Raw genomic sequence first — 21423 nt, 5'->3', positions numbered from 1 at the left:
GGACGCTCGCCGCCGGGCTTCGGGGCAGCGCCCGGCTTGGGGGCGGCACCGGGCTTCGGGGCAGCGCCGGGCTTGGGTGCGGAGCCGGGCGTGGGTGCACCGGCGGAGGGAGCCGCTGCGGCATCACTCTCGGGCGTCTGCTTCGCGGCCTGCTCCGGCTGTTCTGCCTGCTCCGGCTTCTCAGCCTTCTCCGCCGGGGCCGGCTTCTCGGCAGCGGCGGGCGCGGGGGTCACTGCCTCGGCCGGTGCGGGCTTCGCACCGGGCTTCGGCGCGCCACCGGGCTTGGGGGCTCCGCCGGGCTTGCCGGCCGCGGGAGCGTCGGCGCTGGCCTTGGCCGTCTTCTCGCCGCTCTTGGCATCGCTGCCGCCGCCCTGTGCGGGCAGCTCCTGGCGCAGACGCCGAGCGACGGGGGCCTCGATGGTCGAAGAGGCGGAGCGAACGAATTCGCCCATGTCCTGCAGCTTCTGCAGAACGACCTTGCTGGGGTGTCCGAGCTCCTTGGCGAGCTCGTGGACGCGGACCTTAGCCACATTTCTCCTGTCTCGGTCCGGCCGACAAGAGGGCTCGGACCATTAATTCCTGAGGGTGCTCATTGGTGAGTACTCATCGGATGTCCATGGTTCTTCTACCTGTTCCACGTTCGGGTGAAATCGGGGTTCTCGAGTTCCTGGGCGAGAGACCCGGTATCGACCGCGCTCCGGAAGGAGCGGGCGAAGCCTCCTCGCCGGACGGCGAGCTCGAGACATGATGAATCGGGATGGAGCCACGAACCGCGACCGGGAGCCGATCCCGAAGGATCGAACCGGACTCGCGCCGCGACGCCGTCGGGAGCGGACTCCCGCACCAGACGCATCAGGTGATCGCGCGGTGCCACCTCTCGGCAGCCGACGCACGTGCGTTCGGGTCGAGGCGATCCGGAGTGTGCGACCACTCCTCCACCTCCGTTCCGAACACCTCCGCCGAGCAGGGCACCGGACCTCGAACGATCCTGCGCACCTCGGCGAACAGCCTCCCCAGTGTAGCGGACCGGTTCGCACCGACGCTCACCCGGGAGGCATGGGCCACACCTCAGGACTCCGGGCTGACCTCCGGCCGGGCGCCCACCTCCGGGGCCGGTGCGCTCTCCGGGGCCGGCGCAGTCTCCGGGGCGGGAGCGATCCCCGGCTCCGACTCCGGCGTGGCGAGCACGGCGGCGCGGGGCTCCGGGTCGCTGTCCGGGCGGATGTCGATCTTCCAGCCCGTGAGCTTCGCGGCCAGGCGCGCGTTCTGCCCGTCCTTGCCGATGGCGAGGGAGAACTGACCCTCCGGCACGATGGCGCGCACCGCACGGCCCACTTCGTCGATCACGGTGACGCTGGAGACCTTGGCGGGAGAGAGGGCGTGGGCGACGAAGGTCGCGGGATCCTCGTCGTAGTCGACGATGTCGATCTTCTCGCCGGCCAGCTCGTTCATCACCGACCGCACACGTGCGCCCATCGGACCGATGCAGGAGCCCTTGGCGTTCACGCCCGGAACCGTGGCGTGCACGGCCATCTTCGTGCGGTGCCCCGCCTCGCGGGCGAGTCCCGTGATCTCGACAGTGCCGTCGGCCACCTCGGGGACCTCCAGCGCGAACAGACGGCGCACCAGGTTGGGGTGGGATCGCGAGAGCGTGATCTGCGGGCCCTTGGGTCCGCGCCGGGTATCGGTCACATAGGCGCGCAGGCGTCGACCATGGGAGTAGTCCTCCCCCGGGACCCGCTCGTGCGGAGGCAGCACGGCCTCGACCTCGCCGAGGTCCACCAGGACCATGCGCGGGTCGCGGCCCTGCTGGATGATGCCCGAGACGATGTCGTCGGCCCGCTCCGCGTACTCGCCGAGCACGGCCTCGTCCTCCAGGTCGCGGATGCGCTGGAAGATCACCTGGCGTGCGGTGGAGGCGGCGACGCGCCCGAAGTTCTCCGGGGTGTCGTCCCACTCCTCCAGGACGTTCCCGTCGCCGTCGCGCTCACGAGCGATCACCGCGACCTCGCCGGAGCGCTCGTCGATGTTCACCTCCGAGTCGCGCACGGGGTGATCGGTATGCAGATAGGCGGCATGCAGAGCCGAGCGGATCGCGTCCATGAGGACGGGGAGACGAATGTCCCGCTCGCGCTCGAGGGCCCTCAGGGCACCCATGTCGATGTCCATCTCAGCTCTCCTTCGAAGGGGTGGCGTCAGCGATCAGCTGCGCGAGGTCGGCGGGCGGGTCGAACTCGACCTGCACCTGGGCGGAGGTGACCTCGGCGGCGGGGATCTCCAGCCGCTCGGAGGTTCCCGGCGGCATCTTCAGCGGACGCCCGCGATCGTCGCGGCCGGGCTCCTGACGCAGCACGAGGACGTCATCCCCCACGACGGCGAGGAGGCGGGCGCGATAATCGGTGCCATCTGCGCTGAGGGAGAGCAGGCGGCCGCGAGCGCGACGGAAGTGACGCGGCTGGGTGAGCTGACGGTCGACCCCCGGGGTCGTCACCTCGAGGACGACCGGGTCCGGGCCGAGTAGGTCGTCATCCTCGTCGACGAGTGCGGAGAGCTCTCGGGACGCGGTCGCGACGACGTCGAGGTCGGCGCTGCCCAGCTGGTCCTCCGGGCGGTCCACGATCACCCGGACCTCGGGCATCGAGCGGGGCCCTGTCACCACGATCTCCTCGAGCACGAGGTCATGCGCCGCCAGGATCCGGACTGCAGCATCCCGCAGGGCGGTGTGGGCCGACTGGCCGTCGAGGTCGCTCATCGCTCGCTCACCTCCTCCTGCCTATGGATACCTGTTCCGCCAGGGACGAATCGCCCGGTCGGGAATGTCCCCAGGATAGTGGTCGTGAGGCGCCTGCGCCTCCTTCCCGGGCCTCGATGCGAGAATCCTCCTGTGCTTCTTCCCATCGGCTCCCGCTCCGCCGCTCCATCCTTCACTCGGCGTCGGCTGCTCTCCACGGGCACCGCAGGGGTCCTGGCCCTGATCGCACTCCCCGGATGCGGCGCGATCCGGTTCGGGGGCCCCGCGACGTACACGCCTCCCCCGCCGGGCATCGACGACCTCTACCGCGTGGATCTGCTCGAGCTGCTCGACCGTGCTCTGGCCGGTGCGCAGATCCTGCGCGACGCCGCCGATGCGGCGCAGACGCCCGATCCGTCGCTGTCGGTGGTCCTCGAGGACCTGATCATCTCCTTGCCGATCCAGCGCACCGCACTCCTGACCGGGGCACAGGCCGAACGGGAGCAGGACGGCTCCTCCGATCCGACGGGCTCCGCGGCCGCGTCGTCGGACGACGCCCCGCAGGACGGGGCCGGGATGATCGCGGTGCTGGTCGAGCTGCGGGAGCTCGCCGTCGACGCGGCCCGGCAGGTCTCCGGCTCGCTCGCGCGCCCGATCGCCGCCCTCGCCGCGCACACCGCATGGAGCGCGAAGGGGCTGCAGCGCGCCATGGACGCGGGCGAGGTCCCAGCCCTGCGCGTGCCGGAGGACCTGGTGGCCTCCCGCGAGGTGCCCGACACGGATCCGCCCTCGGTCGGGGCAGAGGTGGACTATCACTCCACGCTCCAGGACGCCCAGCAGCAGGAGTGGTACGCGGGGTACGTGCACGAGGTCCTCGCCGCTCGGACGACGGACGACGAACGGACACAGCACCTCGCACTCTCCGACCGTCATCGGGAGCGGGCCGAGCAGCTCGGAACGATCGCCGAGGAGGACGGCGGCCCGGTGGTGCTCCGCCAGGCCGTGTACGCCCTGCCCGGGGGCGAGCTGGACGACGAGCTGGCCGCTCAGCTGCCCACGCTCGTGGCGCAGGGGCTCCTGGTCGACCACATCGCCCTGGTCGGTGCCGCGCCGTTCGGGCGCCGGCCGCTGCCCCTCATCGCCGCGCTCGAGGCGGCCGAGACGCTGGTGGGACGGGTGGAGACGATGGATCCGCTCCCCAGCCTCGCGGCCGAGGACCTGCCGACGAGCGACGGCGGCTGATCCTCGGCCGCGGCAGTCAGTCCTCGCGGACCTCAGCGACCACGGCCTGGACGGCGTCCTGCACCGCGACCTCGTCGATCGCTCCGGTCGCGCGATCGCGGACCTCGACGACGCCCGTCGTCAGTCCCTTGCCGACCACCACGGAGGTGGGGATGCCGAGCAGCTCGGCATCCTTGAACTTCACGCCCGGGGAAACCTTGGGGCGGTCGTCGTAGAGCACCTCGAGGCCCTGCGCCTCGAGCTCGAGACCGATCCGTTCGGCCTCCTCGAAGATCTCCTGGCCCTTGCCGGTGGCCATGATGTGCACGTCGGCCGGAGCGACCCGGCGCGGCCACACCAGGCCCTTGTCGTCATGGTGGAGCTCGGCGATCGCGGCGACCGCGCGGGTCACGCCGATGCCGTAGGAGCCCATCGTGACGACCACGGTCTTGCCGTTGACGTCGAGCACCTTGAGATCGAGCGCCTCGGCGTACTTCCGGCCCAGCTGGAAGATGTGGCCCATCTCCATTCCGCGGGTCAGACGCATCGGCCCGGAGCCGTCGGGCGCGGGATCGCCGTCGTGCACCTCGGCGGCCTCGATGGTGCCGTCGGCCGTGAAGTCCCGACCGAAGACGAGGTCGTAGACGTGCTTGTCCTTCTGGCCGGCGCCGGCGACCCAGGAGGTGCCGGGCACCACGCGCGGATCCACGACGTAGCGGATCTTCGAGGCGGAGTCGAGTCCCAGCCCCTCCGGACCGATGTACCCCTTGGTGAGCGCCGGGTGCTTCGCGAAGTCGGCCTCGGTGAACGGGGCTGCGACCGCCGGGGCGACGGCGGCCTCCAGGCGCTTCTCATCGACCTCGCGGTCACCGGGCAGGGCGATGACCAGCGGCTCGGTGGTGCCGTCGGGGTAGGTCAGGAGGTAGACGAGGTGCTTGAGCATCTCGTAGCGGGTCCACTCCCCCGTCTCCGAGACCGGCCCCTCACCGGGGAAGGCCTGGTTGGAGAACTCCGTGAGCGCCGCGATGGTGCTCGCTCCCGGCGTGTCCTCGACGTGCATCGGGCGCAGCCCCGCGATCGCGGCCTCGTCCAGGGCGGGCGGGGCGACGGTGGTCACCGCCTCGACGTTCGCGGCGTAGCCGCCGTCGGAGACCACGAAGGTGTCCTCGCCGATGGGTGTGGGGTGCAGGAACTCCTCGGAGCGGGAACCGCCCATGGCGCCGGCATCGGCCCGGCAGATCACGGTGGGCAGGCCCAGGCGTTCGAAGGTGCGCTGGTAGGCACCGCGCTGCTTCTCGTAGGAGGCGTCCAGTCCCTCGTCGTCGATGTCGAAGGAGTAGGCGTCCTTCATGACGAACTCGCGCGTGCGCAGCAGGCCAGCGCGGGGGCGTGCCTCGTCGCGGAACTTGTTCTGCACCTGGTAGAGCATGACGGGGAGGTCCTTGTACGAGTTGTACAGGTCCTTCACGGTGAGGGTGAACATCTCCTCGTGGGTGGGCGCGAGCAGGTAGTCGCCCTCGCGGCGGTCCTGGAGACGGAACAGCGTGGGCCCGTACTCCTCCCAGCGCCCGGTGGCCTCGTAGGGCTCGCGCGGCTGCAGCGCCGAGAACACGAGTTCCTGGCCACCGATCGCGTCCTGCTCCTCGCGGACGATCGCCTCCACCTTGCGCAGCACCTTCAGCCCGAGCGGCAGCCAGGTGTAGACGCCCGGGGCGCTGCGGCGGATGTAGCCGGCGCGCACGAGCAGCTTGTGGCTGGCGACCTCGGCGTCGGCCGGGTCCTCCCGCAGGGTGCGGACGAAGGACGACGACAAACGGATCATGGGCAGGGCCTCTTTCACAGCGGGCGGTTCAGCGCCACCTTCTGCGGTGGCAGACGCGGGGTCCATCGTACTGTCCGCCGGGAGCATCCGGCGTGCGCCGTACGCTGGAGGGATGCAGAACGCCGGAGGACAGGACGCCCAAGGGCCTCAGGGCGCCTCACGTCGGCATCTGCTGCGCGGCGCCGGTGTGGTCGGCGCGCTCGGGGCGGTGGGCCTGGGCGGTTACGCCCTGCGGGAGGCCGTCGCTCCTCCAGTCGACCCGGAGACCGAGATCAGCCTCTACTCGCAGACGGTCGCCTACGACGACGACGGATCCCGCCGACTCGTGACGACCGCCCAGGAGGCTGCACACGTCGAGGCCGGTGGCGGCCGAGGCCGCGGGGGCGACAGCGGCTCTGCGGCACCGTTCCCCGGCACTCGGCTGCAGCACACGCTCGCCGAGTCCTCGGGGCCCGCTCGCAGAGCCCAGGAGTTCTGGGCGGCGACCGTGCCCTGGCGCTCCCGGCTGGAGGCCGCTCTCCCGGATGCGCCCCTCCTCGCGGACCTCGCCGCCTCCGCGCTGGCCGACCTGTGGGTGCTCTCCGACGACCTCCCGGCACCGGTGGCCGGATGGAGCACCAGCTGGCGATACATCTGGCCCCGCGACGCGGCGTTCTGCGCGGTCGCGCTCGCCCGCATCGGCCATCAGGAGCAGGCCCTGAGCGTTCTCGAGCATCTGCAGTCGCTGCAGGCCGACGACGGCTGGTTCGAGGCCCGGTACGACCCCGGCACCGGTCGCGCCCCCGATGACCGCAGTCGTCAGTTCGACGGCACCGGATTGCTTCTCTGGGCCGCCTCCGAGATCGCCGGCCAGGAGGAACCGGACTCCCGGACGGAGACCCTCGACCGGCTCGCTGCACTGATCAGCACCTCCCAGCAGGCGCTCCTGTCCGCGACCGACGACGGCACCTCGATGCCGCCCGTCTCCCCCGACTACTGGGAGGTGAGCGAGCATCGGGTGACGCTCGGGATCATGGCGGCGACGCTGGCCGGTCTGCGCGGGGCCGCCGCGCTCACCGCGGACGACCGCGCCACGGCGGCCGCGAGGCGCTTCGAGGATCTGCTGCTCGGCACGTTCGGGGCGAACGGGTTCCAGCGCTATCGTCGCCGCGGCGGCGACGATTCCGCACTGGCCTTCCTCGACGCGACCGGATGCCACGGCGTCGCCTCGCCGTCCCAGGTCCGACAGCTGCGGCAGGCCCTGGCACGCCCTGCCGGAGGGATCGCCCCGGGTGCCGCCTGGCGAGAGGACGGCGTCAGCTGGACCCCGTCGACGAGTCTGCTGGCCCTGGCCCTGGCTCGCGCCGGGGACACGGACACCGCCGGAGACCTGCTCGGGTGGCTCGCCGAGCACCGCACGGAGGCGGGCTCCCTCCCGGAGAAGGTGCTGTTCGACGGTCGGCCGGCAGCGGTCGCCCCGCTCGCCTGGACCGCCGCGAACGTGCTGCTGACGCTCGACGCCCTCGGCGAGGGGACGTCGTCAGCGGGATGAGACCTGGACAGGGCCAGGCCGGGGCCGGTGCCGGTGCCGGGACCAGCCCTCAACCAGGCGAGCTCAGCGCGTCGCCTTGAGGATTCTCAACGCGGTCTCCTCGGGGCCGGTGACGCTGAGATCGAGTGTGATCGCATCCGCAGGGGCCGGCAGGGTCGGCATCTCGAGCACCCCGCGCAGCACCTCGGGATCCACGAGCTTGGACCGGTCGGCGCGGTCCGGGGAGCCGACCCGTGCGAGCAGGGACTCCCGCGAGGCGGTCAGCCACACGGGCACGAACCGCACGTTGCGGTCACGCGCGAGGTCTCGCAGCCGATCGACGTGCGCTGCGTTCTCGGGCGCGTCGGTCAGCCAGTTGGTGAACACATGGCTGATGCCGGGCGGGGCGGCGCGGGTCGCCTCGAGGACGACATCCATCACTCGGGCTCGCAGCGCGTCGGTATTGGAGAGGGCGGGCCCTGCTCCGCGATTCATCCCCATCGGGACGAAGACCGCGTTGTTCACCAGATGGTTGTCCACGACGATCGCGCCGCTGAGCCGCTCGAGCGCGCGGGCGACGCTCAGCTTGCCCACAGCAGGCGGCCCCACGAGGATGAAGAGCCGCGGAGAGCTCTCGGCACCGGCACGCCGGGCGAAGTCTGCCGCATCTGCGGCGTCTGCGGGGACCGTGTCTCTGGAGGCGCTGCTCATGTCCTCATCCTAGGGACGACTCCGGACAGCGGGCTCAGAACAGGATCGTGCTGAGCTCGCCGACCTGGCGGAAGCCCGCGGCGGCATAAGCACGGCGGGCCGGCTCGTTGAAGTCGTTCACGTACAGGGTGACCTGCGGGGCGTGGTCCCGACGCACCTGGCGCACCAGGTCCGCCATCGCCGTGCGGCCCAGGCCTCGACCGCGCTGGTCCGGCCGCACCCACACCCCGTGGATCTGGGCCACGGGGCCGAACAGGGCACCGACGTCCGCTTTGAACAGCACCTCGCCGTCCTCGATGACCACATAGGTGCGGCCGTAGTGGATCAGGCCGTCCACGCGAGCTCGGTAGGAGCGTCCGCCGTCCCCGAGAAGCGGATCGACACCCACCTCCTCGCGGAACATGGCGACGGCTGCAGGAAAGACCGCGGCCTCCTCGCCCGGCAGCGCGGCGCGCAGGCCCGACGGGCCGACGGCCGCGTCCCCCTCCGCCACCAGCAGCGGCTGGCTCCAGCGGTATTCGCGCACGGCGGGGCCCCACTGATCCGACAGCGAACCCCACAGCTTCTCCACCGCTGCCCGCTCGCCCACCACGGAACTGCAGCGTCGGCTGCGAGCGGCGACGTACCGACCGAACTCGTCCAGCGCGAGACCGGTCGCCGATATCGGGGAGAGGTTGACTCCGTGCCACAGCAGCCCGTCGGGCCGGTTCTCGTCGCCCGCGACGGAGAACTCCTGTCCGACCGACACCGTGCGGCCCACTTCCCGCAGCCGGGCGCCGGCGAGAGCATTGGTGATCGGTTCGGTCAGGGCGTGGGCGAGCGCAGCGTCGAGGCCGCTCGACCGGACCGCTCTGACCCGCCCTGCGCGCCGGAACATGAGCGATCAGCCCACGGAGATCGACGGTGCGCCCGGTGATGCGGCGCTCTCGTCGTCCATCTCGGCGGCGATACGATTCGCCTCGGCCAGCAGGGTCTCGACGATGTCCGCTTCGGGAACCGTCTTGATGACCTCGCCCTTGACGAAGATCTGTCCCTTTCCGTTTCCGGAGGCCACTCCGAGATCGGCCTCGCGGGCCTCGCCCGGTCCGTTGACGACGCAGCCCATGACCGCGACGCGCAGCGGGACCTCGAGATGCTTGAGCCCCTCGGTCACCTCGTCGGCCAGCGTGTAGACGTCCACCTGGGCCCGGCCGCAGGACGGGCACGAGACGATATCGAGCTTGCGGGGCTTGAGGTTCAACGACTGGAGGATCTGGATGCCCACCTTGACCTCCTCGACCGGCGGGGCCGACAGCGACACGCGGATGGTGTCGCCGATGCCCTCGCCCAGCAGGATCCCGAAGGCGACGGAGGACTTGATCGTGCCCTGGAAGGCGGGGCCCGCCTCGGTGACGCCGAGGTGCAGGGGCCAGTCGCCCTCCTCGGAGAGCTGCCGATAGGCGTCGACCATGATCACCGGGTCGTTGTGCTTCACGGAGATGCCGAACTCGTGGAAGTCGTGCTCCTCGAACAGGGACGCCTCCCACTTCGCGGAGGCCACGAGCGCCTCCGGGGTGACCCGGTCGCCCGTCATCATGCGCTGGTCGATGCTGCCCGCGTTCACGCCGATGCGCAGCGCGGTGCCGTGGTCCTTGGCGGCCTGGGCGATGTCCTTGACCTGATCATCGAAACGACGGATGTTCCCGGGGTTCACCCGTACGCCGGCGCAGCCCGCCTCGATGGCAGCGAAGACGTACTTCGGCTGGAAGTGGATGTCGGCGATCACCGGGATCGGGGATTTCGCCGCGATCGCGGGAAGGGCGTCGGCATCTTCCTGGCGCGGGCAGGCCACACGCACGATGTCGCAGCCGGCGGCCGTCAGCTCGGCGATCTGCTGGAGGGTCGCGTTGATGTCGTGCGTCGGCGTGGTCGTCATCGACTGCACGGTGATCGGTGCGTCGCCGCCGACGTGGAGCGCGCCGAGCTTGACCTTGCGGGTCGCCCGCCGCGGTGCGAGGACCGGGGGCGGCGTCTTGACGGAGGGGATGCCGAGGCTCACTGAAGTCACGCCCCTATTATGACCGTGCTGCGGAGGGCTGGGGCTCCGGTCGCGACACCTCCACCGTCCCTGCACTCCCTCCGTGGCGCGACCCACAGCGCCTGACCGACCGGTTGCGGGAGGCGACGTCGCGCAAGGCAGCGGCCGCGAGGAACGCAGGAACGAAGGCGCCTCAGAGACCTCAGAGACCTCAGAGACCTCAGAGACCTCAGAGACCTCAGAGACCTCAGAGACCTCAGGGGAACAGAGTGATGGGTTTGACGATGTCGGCGTAGATCAGCAGCGCTGTCATCACCAGGAACAGGAGCGCGACGGCGTTGGTCACCGGGAGCATCCGTGACATGTCCACCGGCCCCGGGTCCGGCCGGCCGCGCAGGCGCGCGATCATCCGCCGCGCACCCTCGATCAGCGCGCCCAGCACGTGGCCGCCGTCCAGCGGGAGCAGGGGCACCAGGTTGAACACGAACAGGGCCATGTTCAGCGAGGCCAGCATGGAGACCAGGGTGGCCGCCTTCTCGCGCACCTCGAAGCCGGGCTGATCCGCTGAGGCGACCTCTCCGGCGAGCCGCGACACCCCGACCACGCCGAGCGGGCCGTTGGGGTCGCGCTCGGCGCTGCCGAACGCCGCCTGGCCCACCTCGTACAGGCGCACCGGCAGGGTCAGGATGATCTGCCCGGTCCGGGTGAACGTCGTCCACGCCATCTCGGGCACGAGCGCCGGAGACTGCGGCACGAGATCCGGGGTGCCGGCCACGCCCAGGAAGCCCACCTGCTCGGTGGCCAGACTGCCGTCGTCGGCGTAGACGGCGGAGCCGTCCTCGTCGAGCACCGGGCGCGCATCGACGATCGGCGTCGCTTCGAGGTGGAGCGTCTCGCCCTCGCGATCGACGACGACCTGCACCGGCCGGTCGCCGCTCGCGCGCACCGCGGAGGTGACGTCCGACCAGGTGTCGATCTCGTGCCCGTCGATCTGCTCGAGCACGTCCCCGGGCCGGATGCCCGCGGCCAGCGCAGGGGCCTCCTGCTCGCCCTCGCAGCTGGTCCCCTCCGGGGCGTCCGCGGGGAGCACGCACTTCGAGACCGACTGCACCGTGGGGGTCACGGCGGGCATGCCGATGCCGCTGACCATCACGGTCATCAGCACCACCGAGATGAGCAGGTTCATGATGGGGCCGCCGAGCATCACCACGAGCTTCTTGGGCACCGACAGGGAGACGAAGGTGCGGTGCGCGTCCTCCGGGTCGTACTGCGAGGTCTCGAACTCCTTGGCGTCCTCGGACATCCGCGACATCTGCTGGAGGAAGCCGGTGGAGTCCTCACGGATCGTTCCCGCGGGCTCTCCCCGGTGAGGTGGGAACATCCCGATCATGCGGATGTAGCCGCCCAGCGGGATCGCTTTGAGGCCGTACTCGGTCTCGCCCCGGGTGCGGGACAGGATCGTCGGCCCGAAGCCGATCATGTACTGGGTGACACGCACCCCGAAGAGCTTGGCGGGCACGAGATGGCCCACCTCGTGCAGGGCGATCGAGACCGCGATCCCGAGGGCGACCAGGAGTACGCCGAGCACGAACAGCAGCGCGCTCATCCCACCGCACCGCTGATCTGCTCGCGGGCCGCGGTGCGAGCCCAGGCCTCCACCCCGAGCACGCCGTCCACCCCGTCGGCCGCTTCGGCGCGAGGCCGCCCGGGATGCTCGAGCACTGCGGCGATCAGCTCGGTGATGCCCAGGAAGCTGAGGTCGCCGGCGAAGAAGGCGTCGACGGCCTCCTCGTTCGCAGCGTTGTAGGCGGCCATCGCTCCCCCGCCCTCACGGTGCGCGGCGCGGGCGAGTGCGATCGCGGTGAAGGTCCGCTCGTCGACCGGTTCGAAGGTCCAGGGGTGGGCGGCGGTGAAGTCCAGGGACGCGGCCAGGCCGGTCAGCTTCTCCGGATGCGCGAGCGCCCAGCCGATGGCGTGACGCATGTCCGGCGGGCTCGCCTGCGCGATGGTGGAGCCGTCCACGAGGGTCGCCATGGAATGGACGATGGACTGCGGGTGGACGACCACGTCGACGCGGTCCTCGGGCAGATCGAACAGGAAGCAGGCCTCGACGACCTCGAGCGCCTTGTTGACCAGCGTCGCCGAATTGGTGGTGATCACGGGGCCCATCGCCCACGTGGGGTGCGCGAGAGCCTGCTGCGGCGTGACGGTCGCGAGATCCCCGCGGCTGCGTCCGCGGAACGGCCCTCCGGACGCGGTCACCACCAGATGGTCGACCTGATCCGGCCGGACCCCAGCGAGGGCCTGGGCGATCGCGGTGTGCTCGGAATCGACCGGGAGGATCTGGCCGGGTGCCGCGGCGTCGGTCACGAGATGGCCGCCGACGACGAGGGATTCCTTGTTCGCGAGCGCCAGGCGGGCGCCGCTGGCGAGGGCTGCGAGAGTGGGCAGCAGGCCCACGGAACCGGTGATCGCGTTGAGCACGACGTCCTGCTCGCCGAGGGAGCCCGCGAGGTCCACGACCGCGGAGGCACCGGCATCGAGGCGTGGGGCGGTGAGACCGTCGGCACGACAGGCCCGCGCCACGGCCTGCTCGACGGCGGCGGCGTTGTCCGGCTCGGAGACCACGACACGCTCCGGGCGATGCCGGAGCACCTGCTCGGCGACGAGCCCGGGGCGCGCACCGCCCACGGCGAGACCGTGCAGACGGGCGACGCCGGGGAAACGGTCCAGGACCTCGAGGGTCTGGGTGCCGATGGATCCGGTGGATCCCAGCAGCACCAGCCGACGAGCATCCGGGGTGCCGGTCACGGCACGGAAGCCATCACGTCCGCGACATGGTCGAGGTAGACGTCCACGACGGCCTCGCGATAGCCCTCGGTGCCGCGGCGACGACGGAAGGCCGCACGCCGCACATCGTCCACGCTCATCGGCAGGCCATCGGTGAAGTAGGCGACGAGCTGGTCGCACAGGGAGTCCACATCGGCCTTGTCATAGGCCGGCTCCCCCTGGGCGGCGGGCGCGAAACGATCCCCGGCGGGCCGCTCCAGGCGCTCCTTCAGGGTCTCGGCGCGCTCGGTGAGCTGCGCGACCCAGGCCTCCTCGCCCTTCTCCGCGATCGCGTCGTCGCGGGACTGCAGGGCGAAGGCGTCGGAGAGACGATCCAGCGCCTCGTCGACGACACGCATGTCGTACCCGCCGCGCTCGGTGCCGAAGCTCGCCGAGGTGATGTCCGCTCCGCTGAACGAGGGATCACGCCCCTCGTAGGCGGTGCGGGCGCGGGCGAGGAACTCGTCGACCTCACGCATGTCGTATCCGACGCTGACGCGAGAGACGCGCTCGAACGATGTGCTCACCAGTGGATCCTTCCTCGGTGCTGTCGGTGTCCCACTGTAGCGGCGTGGGCCGTGTTGATCAGGGACGTGGACGGACGTATTCAGCCGTGCTTCAGCTCCCCGACGCGGCGACGGCCTCGACGCGCGCGATGCGCGCCTCGCGGTCCTCGCGGTGCTCATCGGTCTCGATGACCTCTGCGGCGAGCTGGCCGCAGGCACCGTCGATGTCCGAGCCGCGGGTGTCGCGGATCGTGGCCGAGATCCCGTTGTCGCGCAGAGTCTCGACGAACTGCTTCTCCACGAACGGATCCGAGGCGGTCCACTTCGAGCCCTTGACCGGGTTCAGCGGGATCGGGTTGACGTGCACCCAGTGCGCGCCGCCCTTGGCGATGAGGCGCTCCGCGAGCAGCTGGGCGCGATGGGCCTGATCGTTGATATCCCGGATCAGGGCGTACTCGATGCTCACGCGACGGCCCGTGGCCTGGAAGTACTCAAAGGCGGCGTCGAGGATCTCGTCGATGTCGAAGCGGGTGTTGATGGGCACCAGTTCGTTGCGCAGCTCGTCGTCCGGAGCGTGCAGGGAGACGGCGAGTGTCACCGGGATCTTCTCCGCGGTCAGCTTGCGCACCGCGGGAGCCAGACCGACGGTGGAGACGGTGATGTGGCGGGCACCCACGCCGAAGCCCTCCGGGGCCGGGGCGTTCAGTCGCCGGCACACGGTGGCCACGGGCCGGTAGTTCGCCAACGGCTCCCCCATGCCCATGAACACGATGTTCGAGACGCGGCCGGTGCCACCGGGGAGCTCGCCGCGGGCGAGCATCTTGTTGGCGATGCGCACCTGCTCGAGGATCTCCGCGGCGGAGAGGTTGCGGGTCAGGCCCATCTGGCCGGTGGCGCAGAAGGGGCAGTTCATGCCGCAGCCGGCCTCGGAGGAGATGCACAGCGTGACCCGGTCGCTGTAGCGCATCAGCACCGACTCGACCATCGATCCGTCGAACAGCTTCCACAGGAACTTCTGGGTCGCGCCGTGGTCGGCGGACTCCCGTGACACCTCGGTGAGCAGCTGCGGGAAGAATCGTGCGACGAGCTCGTCGCGGCCGTCCTTGGGGAGGTCCGTGAGGTCCTCGGGATCGGTGGTGTAGTGCTCGAAGTAGTGCACGGAGAGCTGCTTGGCGCGGAAGCCCGGCAGGCCCAGCTCCTTGACCGCCTCGATGCGCTCCTCGAGCGTCAGGTCCGCCAGATGAGCCGGGGCCTTGCCACGGCGGGCGGGGCGCAGCTGCAGCTGCCCCGGGGCGAGGGCGATCTTCTGCCCTGGGACGGCCTCGCGCGAGAGATCGGGGAGGGAGGCGGCGGCCTTGTCGGCCGTGTTCCCTGGTCGTTCGGGTGTGCTGTTCATGGCAGCAGGACCTCCAGCATGATGTAGGTGGTGGGTGCGGCGAGAAGGATGGAGTCCACCCGGTCCAGCACGCCCCCGTGTCCGGGCAGCAGGTGCCCCATGTCCTTGATCCCGAGGTCCCGCTTCAGCAGCGACTCGGAGAGGTCGCCGCAGGTGGAGACGACCACGAGCACGACGCCGAGCACCACACCGGACCACCACGGGAGGCCCAGCGCGAGCACGGCGAGGGCAGTCACCGAGCCCACGCCGAGGACCATCGAACCGGCGAAGCCCTCCCAGCTCTTCTTGGGGCTGATGCTCGGGGCCATCGGGTGGGAGCCGAACAGCACTCCGGCGATGTATCCGCCGAGATCGTTGCCCACGGGGCCGAGCACGGCCAGCAGCACCAGCAGCGGGCCCTGCTCCATCCCGAACAGCAGCAGCGTGAAGCTGCCCAGGAACGCGACCCAGGCCAGGCAGAAGACTGCTCCGGCGACGTCTCGCAGGGCGGTCAGGCCCATCGATTCCGAGACCCGCCACAGGATGAGCACGCAGACGGCGACCGCGGTGGAGATCAGCAGACCCTCGACGTCGAACACGACCGTGGAGACGGCCATGCCGATCACGCCGACCAGCAGCGGCACCGCGGGGACCCGCAGTCCGCCGTGGGCGAGCGCACGGGTCAGCTCGAGCACCGCGAGCACGATCACGATCGCCACCAGTGCCGGGAACGCCTGCGGGACGAGGAACAGGGCGGCGAGGAAGACGCCGCCGAGGGCCACGCCGACCGCGATCGCGGCGGGGAGATTTCGTCCCGGACCCCGACGTTTGGCGCGTCCGCGCACCGGTTCGCCCTCGCCCGTGACCGCCCCGACCGAGGTCGGGGCGGTCACGGGAGCGGGATCCGGATCTATGCTCACGGGGGTGCCGGGTCGATGTCCGAGACCTCAGATGGTCTCGAGCTCGGTTTCCTTGAGGGCCAGCGCCTCGTCGATCTGGTCGTTGAACTTCTTGGTCAGGGACTCGAGCTCCTTCTCGGCGCGAGTGCCCTCGTCCTCACCGATCTCCTTGTCCTTGACGAGCTTCTCGATCGCCTTCTTCGCGTTGCCGCGGGATCCGCGCACTGCCACACGGCCGTCCTCGGCCTTGTTCTTGGCGAGCTTCACGTAGTCCTTGCGACGCTCCTCGGTCAGTGCCGGGAGCACCACGCGCAGGTTGTCGCCGTTGTTCGTGGGGTTCACGCCCAGGTCGGAGTCGCGCAGCGCGGTCTCGACGCCCGACATGGCGGACTTGTCGTAGGGCGTGACGATCACGGTGCGTGCCTCGGGGAACTGCAGCGACGCGAGCTGGTTCAGCGGCGTCGGGGCCCCGTAGTACTCGACCGTGATGCCCTGGAACATCGCGGCGGTCGCGCGGCCGGTGCGGATGGAGGTGAACTCGTCCTTGGTGACGTCGAGGGTCTTGGCCATCTTGGCCTTGGCGTCCTTCAGGATGCTGGCGGTGTCGTCGCTCACGACTGCTCCTCGGTTCTGGGGGATGTTGGTGTCCATTGTCCCGCATCGTCGATGCGGGGGGGCCGATCGGGCCGATGGCGGGCGCGCCGCGCCGCTGGACGGGTCGCTGCGTCGGCTGTCGCATCGCGCCGACCGGGGGCGCCGGACGGCAGGGCGGGGAGTCCTGCGAGTCCAGGAGCTCCCCACCGCAGTCCGTCAGTCGTGGGTGACGACGGTGCCGATCCGGTCGCCCCGCATGGCCCGGGTGATGTTGCCGGGCGCGTCGAGCCCGAAGACCATCATCTGCTGCGCGTTGTCCATGCACAGGCTGAAGGCGGTGGAGTCGACGACCTTGAGTCCGCGCTGCAGGGCATCGTTGTAGGTCAGGTGCTCGAGCTTCACGGCATCCGGGTTGGTGCGCGGATCTGCGTCGTACACCCCGTCCACACCGTTCTTGCCCATGAGCACCTCTTCGCAGCCGATCTCCAGCGCGCGCTGGACGGCGACGGTGTCGGTCGAGAAGTAGGGCATTCCGGCCCCGGCCCCGAAGATCACGACGCGGCCCTTCTCGAGGTGCCGCACGGCCCGCAGCGGGATGTACGGTTCGGCGACCTGACCCATCTCGATGGCGGTCTGCACACGCGTGGAGACGCCGCGCTGCTCGAGGAAGTCCTGCAGGGCGAGGCAGTTCATCACGGTGCCGAGCATGCCCATGTAGTCGGCCCGGCGTCGGTCCATGCCGCGCTGGGAGAGCTCCGCGCCGCGGAAGAAGTTCCCTCCGCCGACCACGATCGCGCACTCGACGCCCTGAGCCACCCCCTCGGCGATCTCTCCCGCGACGCGGGAGACCACATCGGGGTCGACGCCGACGGCGCCTCCGCCGAAGGCCTCTCCGGAGAGCTTCAGGAGGACTCGACGTCCGTCCTCTCTCTGAGGGAGAACAGGTATCGGTGACGTGAACGTCTGGGTCATGTCGGTCCTTCCGCGCTGGGTCCTCGGCGATGATACCGGCGCGGCCCCGCACCGATGGTGCGGGGCCGCGGGGCGGTGGCCACGCTCACGCGCGGCCGTCGGTTGCGGGGCCCTTCGGCCCTGCCCCGGGGTCTCTCAGCTGCCGACGCGGAAGCGGACGAAACCGGTGACGGTGCCACCGACCGCTTCGACGACCTTGCCGACCGACTGCTTCGGATCCTTGGCGAATGCCTGGTCCAGCAGCACGTTCTCCTTGTAGAACCCGTTGAGGCGCCCCTCGACGATCTTCGGGATGGCCTTCTCGGGCTTGCCCTCGTTCGTCGCGGTCTCCTCGGCGATACGACGCTCGTTCTCGACGACGTCCGCGGGGACCTCGTCACGGGTGAGGTACGTCGGGGTGAACGCGGCGATGTGCATCGCCACATCGCGCGCGACCTCGGCGCCGGCCTTGTCGGTGGCGACGAGAACGCCGACCTGCGGGGGCAGATCCTTGTTCGTGCGGTGCATGTACGAGTTGACGGCCTCGCCGGAGACGCGGCCGATGCGACGGACCAGGATCTTCTCACCCATGGTCGCGCCGGCGTTCGTGAGGGCCTCGCCGAACGCGGTGGCGGCGAGCTCCTCGGGCTCGGAGGCGCCGGACTCGACGGCCGCGGCCACGGCCTCGTCGCCCAGGGCGACGAACTTGTCGTTCTTGGCCACGAAGTCGGTCTCGGAGTTGATCTCCACGAGGGTTCCGGTCTGGCCGCCCTCAGAGCCCTCGTTGTCGCGGATGTCGACCGCGATGAGGCCCTCGGAGGCCGTGCGGCCCTCGCGCTTGGCGATGCCCTTCAGCCCCTTGACGCGGATGACCTCGACGGCCTTCGCCTTGTCGCCGTCGGCCTCGTCGAGAGCCTTCTTGACGTCGAGCATGCCCGCGCCGGTGATCTCGCGGATCTCCTTGATGTCTGCTGCCGTGTAGTTGGCCATGTTCCTCTTCCTTGTGGGAGATGGTGACGTGAGGTGCGGAGCGGCTGGGATCGCCGCCCGTGGAGGGGCCCGGGGACGCCGATGGCGTCCCCGGGCCCGCGATGGTCACTCGGCGGCGGGGGCCTCGGTGGGCGCCTCGGTCGAGGTCTCCTCGGCGGGCTTCTCCGCAGCGGCGGTCTCCTCGGAGGAGGCCGTCTCGGTGGAGGTCTCCTCGGCGGCGGCCACGGACTCCTCGGCCGGCGCATCCTGCTGCTGGACCTCGGACTGCTTGAGCAGCTCCTGCTCCCACTCGGCCAGCGGCTCCGCGGCGACGGCGGAGACGTTCTTCTCCCCGCCGGCTGCCTTGGCGTGACGCTCCTGCAGGCCGGCGGCCACTGCGTCCGCGATGACCCGGGTCAGCAGCGTGACGGAGCGGATCGCGTCGTCGTTGCCGGGGATCGGGTAGGTGACCTCGTCGGGGTCGCAGTTGGTGTCCAGGATCGCGACGACCGGGATGCTGAGCTTCTGCGCCTCGTCGACGGCCAGGTGCTCCTTGTTGGTGTCCACGATCCAGACGGCGGAGGGAGCCTTGCCCATGTCGCGGATACCGCCCAGGGTCTTCTCCAGCTTGTCCTTCTCGCGGCGCATCATCAGCAGCTCCTTCTTCGTGCGGCCGGAGGAGGCCACATCGTCGAAGTCGATCTGCTCGAGCTCCTTGAGGCGGTTCACGCGCTGGGAGACCGTCTGGAGGTTGGTGAGCATGCCGCCCAGCCAACGCTGGTTCACGTAGGGCATGCCCACGCGGGTGGCCTGCTCCTGGATGGACTCCTGAGCCTGCTTCTTGGTGCCCACGAACAGGATGGTGCCGCCGTGGGAGACGGTCTGCTTCACGAAGTCATAGGCCTTGTCGATGTACGACAGGGTCTGCATGAGGTCGACGATGTAGATGCCGTTGCGCTCGGTGAAGATGAAGCGACGGACCTTCGGGTTCCACCGACGGGTCTGGTGCCCGAAGTGGACGCCGCTGTCCAGGAGCTGGCGCATGGTGACAACTGCCATGATGATGTCCTCTGTTTCCTAGGCCTGGGCTCGCACGACTCGCCCGTGGGCGTCCGTGGTCGTCGCGCAGGACCTGCATTCTCGGTTGTTCCCCGGCACCGGGCGGTGACGGGCCTGGTGCCCGGGTCGCCGACCACCCCGACCGCTCCTGCGCACGAGGTGCGAGGTCGCCGGGGACCGTTGGTCGACGAGCCCTGATGGGCACGCGAAGTCATCCGGACGGACCGGATGCTGCGAACAGTCTATCGGACGCCCCACCTCGCTCGTGCGCGGGATGCGTCACGCCGGGCGCTCGGCAGGGCTGCTCACCGCGACGCCCGATGCCTGCTCTCCTCCCCACCGGGCGGCTGTCCACAGTGCGCGTCCGGACCGGGCCGACGAGTGCCGCATTCGCGAGGATGCGGGGCATGACTCCACCTCCTGCTGCGGGCCGGCCGCGCCCCGCTCCTGCGTCCCTCCGTCGCGTGGTGCGCGCGGTGCTGTGCGTGCTGTGCGTGGTGCTGGGCGTCGCGATCTGTGCGCCCGCCCGCTCCGCGCCGAGCCCGCGCTGGCAGTGGCCGATACCCGCGCCGCACGAGGTGGTGGAGGTGTTCGATGCGCCCGACCAGCCCTACGGTGCGGGCCATCGGGGCATCGACATCGCGGTCGACGGGCCGGGCGCCGAGGTCCGGGCGGTGGAGGCCGGCACCGTGCGCTTCGCCGGTGCGGTCGCCGGGCGCGGTGTGGTCTCGGTGCTCCACGCAGACGGTCTGATCTCCACCTACGAGCCGGTGCAGGCGTCCGTGCAGCAGGGGCAGGAGGTGGATGCCGGCGACGTGCTGGGCACCATCGCCCCCGAGTCCGCCACGGGGTCCCACTGCACGGAGGTGCTGTGCCTGCATCTCGGGGCCCGTCGCGGGCAGGAGTATCTCGATCCGCTGCTGCTCCTCGGCGAGCGCGGCCCGAGCGTGCTCCTGCCATGGACCGACGGTGACGCGAGCGATCGGACCGGGAGCGCGGTCCCAGACGGGCTCGGAACGTCGGCCGCACGTACTGAGCCGGTGCACTCCGGGAGCTCAGACCCGGTGCCCCCGGTGGAGCGACCTCGGACCGCAGCCTCGGGTCACTCGCGTTCGCGGCCAGGATCTGGTGCGCCGCGGCCCGCTGTGTCGTCGGAACCCCGGCCGGCGCTGCTCGCCTGACCACTGACTTCCCTGGCGCTTGTCGCGCCCTGTACGCCTCGCGGCTCGTCTCTCGAGCGTGGACGGGCGCCTCCGGGAGCGGTTCAGGCCCGTGGGTGCGCCTGGTCGACGGTGCGGCGCAGGCGGTCGGCGCTGACGTGCGTGTAGATCTGGGTGGTGGCGAGGGACGAGTGCCCCAGGAAGTCCTGGATGCTGCGCAGGTCGGCACCGCCCTCGACGAGGTGGGTGGCGGCGCTGTGGCGGAGCGTGTGCGGGGAGATGTGCTTGGCGATGCCCGCCTCCGCCGCGTGCTTGTCCAGCAGGGTGCGCACGGCGCGGTCGCCGAGGCGGCCGCCCCGCACTCCGAGGAACAGTGCCCGCGCACCCGCTGCTGTCGTCCCGGAGGCGGCGAGGACCGGCCTGCCCTCCTGCTCCCAACGCTCGATCGCTTCCAGCGCCGGCACGCCCACGGGGACGATGCGCTCCTTGTCCCCCTTGCCCCGCACCCGCACTGTCGACTGCGCGCGATCGATCCCGTGCAGGTCCAGGGCGACCAGCTCGGAGACGCGCAGCCCGGACGAGTAGAGCAGCTCGAGCACGGCGGAGTCGCGCAGGAGCACCGCGCGCTGCACGGGATCGAGCTCCGGCGCAGGCCCCTGAGAGGGCGTCCCGTCCAGGAGCTGCGCAGCCTGCTGTCCGGAGAGCACGGCCGGGAGATGGCGGCCGCGGCGCGGGGCCCGAAGCCTCCCGCCCACGTCATGCGGGATGCGCCCGGTGCTCGCCAGCCAGGTCGTGAAAGTACGCGCCGCAGCCGCGGAGCGGGCGAGAGTGCTCGCCCCGGCCCCGGTCTCCGAGCGTGCTGCGAGCCAGGAGCGCAGCGCCGCGACGTCGAGCTCCTCCACCGGGATCCGTTCGACCTCCCTCAGGTGGGCGAGCAGGTTCGCGGCTTCGCGGGAATAGGCGCGGACGGTGTGCTCCGAACGGCTCCTGCCCAGGCGGAGATGGGCGCAGAAGTCATCGACCAGCTGTTCGTCGGTGGTCCCCGGATCGCGGTTCATTCCCCCAGTCT

At 70.7% G+C, this 21423-nt stretch carries 21 protein-coding genes; 3 read left to right on the top strand and 18 right to left on the bottom strand.

Features of this window, described 5'->3' with window-relative positions:
* The 4 genes from CIK81_RS14305 to rimP form a co-directional block, all read right to left on the bottom strand.
* The coding region (locus CIK81_RS14305; RefSeq protein ID WP_199586381.1) for a translation initiation factor IF-2 N-terminal domain-containing protein at positions 1-530 on the bottom strand (530 nt) is incomplete at its 3' end.
* A gap of 95 nt (positions 531-625) precedes the next feature.
* Positions 626-931, bottom strand: a complete 306-nt coding sequence (locus tag CIK81_RS14300; RefSeq protein WP_096164056.1) for a YlxR family protein — start codon at positions 929-931, stop codon at positions 626-628.
* 137 nt (positions 932-1068) lie between these two features.
* A complete protein-coding gene (gene nusA / locus CIK81_RS14295; protein ID WP_241964190.1) occupies positions 1069-2169 on the bottom strand; it encodes a transcription termination factor NusA in 1101 nt (366 codons plus the stop codon).
* Position 2170: 1 nt separating this feature from the next.
* The gene (rimP, locus tag CIK81_RS14290; RefSeq protein WP_096164249.1) at positions 2171-2752 is read right to left on the bottom strand and encodes a ribosome maturation factor RimP; all 582 of its coding nucleotides are present in this window, start codon (positions 2750-2752) and stop codon (positions 2171-2173) included.
* Between the two features lie 132 nt (positions 2753-2884).
* Here rimP and CIK81_RS14285 point away from each other — a divergent pair, with 132 nt between their 5' ends.
* The gene (locus CIK81_RS14285; protein WP_241964189.1) at positions 2885-3973 is read left to right on the top strand and encodes a DUF4439 domain-containing protein; all 1089 of its coding nucleotides are present in this window, start codon (positions 2885-2887) and stop codon (positions 3971-3973) included.
* 16 nt (positions 3974-3989) lie between these two features.
* Here the strand turns inward: CIK81_RS14285 and CIK81_RS14280 are convergent, their stop codons facing one another.
* The gene (locus CIK81_RS14280; RefSeq protein ID WP_096164054.1) at positions 3990-5774 is read right to left on the bottom strand and encodes a proline--tRNA ligase; all 1785 of its coding nucleotides are present in this window, start codon (positions 5772-5774) and stop codon (positions 3990-3992) included.
* Between the two features lie 112 nt (positions 5775-5886).
* On the opposite strand from CIK81_RS14280, the gene CIK81_RS14275 reads away from it, so the two are divergent.
* Positions 5887-7305 (top strand): hypothetical protein, encoded by a 1419-nt coding sequence (locus tag CIK81_RS14275; RefSeq protein WP_114328305.1) that lies wholly within the window; start codon positions 5887-5889, stop codon positions 7303-7305.
* A 63-nt stretch (positions 7306-7368) separates the two neighbouring features.
* Here the strand turns inward: CIK81_RS14275 and CIK81_RS14270 are convergent, their stop codons facing one another.
* From CIK81_RS14270 to rpsB, 12 genes are all read right to left on the bottom strand, one after another.
* A complete protein-coding gene (locus CIK81_RS14270) occupies positions 7369-7995 on the bottom strand; it encodes an AAA family ATPase (protein WP_114306921.1) in 627 nt (208 codons plus the stop codon).
* A 34-nt stretch (positions 7996-8029) separates the two neighbouring features.
* Entirely contained in the window at positions 8030-8872 is an 843-nt protein-coding gene (locus CIK81_RS14265; RefSeq protein WP_096164052.1) for a DUF4081 domain-containing GNAT family N-acetyltransferase, read from the bottom strand.
* Positions 8873-8878: 6 nt separating this feature from the next.
* Positions 8879-10042: a flavodoxin-dependent (E)-4-hydroxy-3-methylbut-2-enyl-diphosphate synthase gene (gene ispG / locus CIK81_RS14260; protein WP_096164051.1), complete on the bottom strand. Its 1164-nt coding sequence runs from the start codon at positions 10040-10042 to the stop codon at positions 8879-8881.
* 226 nt (positions 10043-10268) lie between these two features.
* Positions 10269-11618: an RIP metalloprotease gene (locus tag CIK81_RS14250; protein ID WP_096164050.1), complete on the bottom strand. Its 1350-nt coding sequence runs from the start codon at positions 11616-11618 to the stop codon at positions 10269-10271.
* Positions 11615-12823, bottom strand: a complete 1209-nt coding sequence (dxr, locus tag CIK81_RS14245) for a 1-deoxy-D-xylulose-5-phosphate reductoisomerase (protein WP_096164049.1) — start codon at positions 12821-12823, stop codon at positions 11615-11617. The genes CIK81_RS14250 and dxr overlap by 4 nt, the downstream gene beginning before the upstream one ends.
* Entirely contained in the window at positions 12820-13368 is a 549-nt protein-coding gene (locus CIK81_RS14240; protein ID WP_096164048.1) for a DivIVA domain-containing protein, read from the bottom strand. Before CIK81_RS14240 ends, dxr begins: the two co-directional genes overlap by 4 nt.
* A 91-nt stretch (positions 13369-13459) precedes the next feature.
* A complete protein-coding gene (gene rlmN, locus CIK81_RS14235) occupies positions 13460-14743 on the bottom strand; it encodes a 23S rRNA (adenine(2503)-C(2))-methyltransferase RlmN (RefSeq protein ID WP_096164047.1) in 1284 nt (427 codons plus the stop codon).
* Complete coding sequence (locus CIK81_RS14230; protein ID WP_241964188.1) at positions 14740-15615, bottom strand: phosphatidate cytidylyltransferase; 876 nt, start codon at positions 15613-15615, stop codon at positions 14740-14742. Before CIK81_RS14230 ends, rlmN begins: the two co-directional genes overlap by 4 nt.
* Positions 15616-15669: 54 nt before the next feature.
* On the bottom strand, positions 15670-16236 hold the full coding sequence (gene frr, locus CIK81_RS14225) for a ribosome recycling factor (protein ID WP_096164248.1): 567 nt from the start codon (positions 16234-16236) through the stop codon (positions 15670-15672).
* A gap of 195 nt (positions 16237-16431) precedes the next feature.
* A complete protein-coding gene (gene pyrH, locus CIK81_RS14220) occupies positions 16432-17187 on the bottom strand; it encodes a UMP kinase (protein ID WP_096164045.1) in 756 nt (251 codons plus the stop codon).
* 135 nt (positions 17188-17322) lie between these two features.
* Entirely contained in the window at positions 17323-18156 is an 834-nt protein-coding gene (gene tsf, locus CIK81_RS14215; RefSeq protein ID WP_096164044.1) for a translation elongation factor Ts, read from the bottom strand.
* Between the two features lie 105 nt (positions 18157-18261).
* Positions 18262-19194, bottom strand: coding sequence for a 30S ribosomal protein S2 (rpsB, locus tag CIK81_RS14210; protein WP_096164043.1), 933 nt, complete (start codon positions 19192-19194; stop codon positions 18262-18264).
* A gap of 407 nt (positions 19195-19601) precedes the next feature.
* Between rpsB and CIK81_RS14205 the strand changes: the two genes are divergently transcribed.
* Positions 19602-20375 (top strand): murein hydrolase activator EnvC, encoded by a 774-nt coding sequence (locus CIK81_RS14205; RefSeq protein ID WP_096164042.1) that lies wholly within the window; start codon positions 19602-19604, stop codon positions 20373-20375.
* Between the two features lie 83 nt (positions 20376-20458).
* On the opposite strand, the gene CIK81_RS14200 is transcribed toward CIK81_RS14205, so the two are convergent.
* Positions 20459-21412: a tyrosine recombinase XerC gene (locus tag CIK81_RS14200; protein WP_096164041.1), complete on the bottom strand. Its 954-nt coding sequence runs from the start codon at positions 21410-21412 to the stop codon at positions 20459-20461.
* Positions 21413-21423 lie beyond the last annotated feature (11 nt).

The organism is Brachybacterium sp. JB7 (assembly GCF_003335205.1).
In the GTDB taxonomy this organism is placed as follows: Bacteria; Actinomycetota; Actinomycetes; order Actinomycetales; family Dermabacteraceae; genus Brachybacterium; species Brachybacterium alimentarium.
The sequence above is the reverse complement of the archived record's forward strand: the minus strand, read 5'-3'. Positions and strand labels throughout refer to the sequence as shown.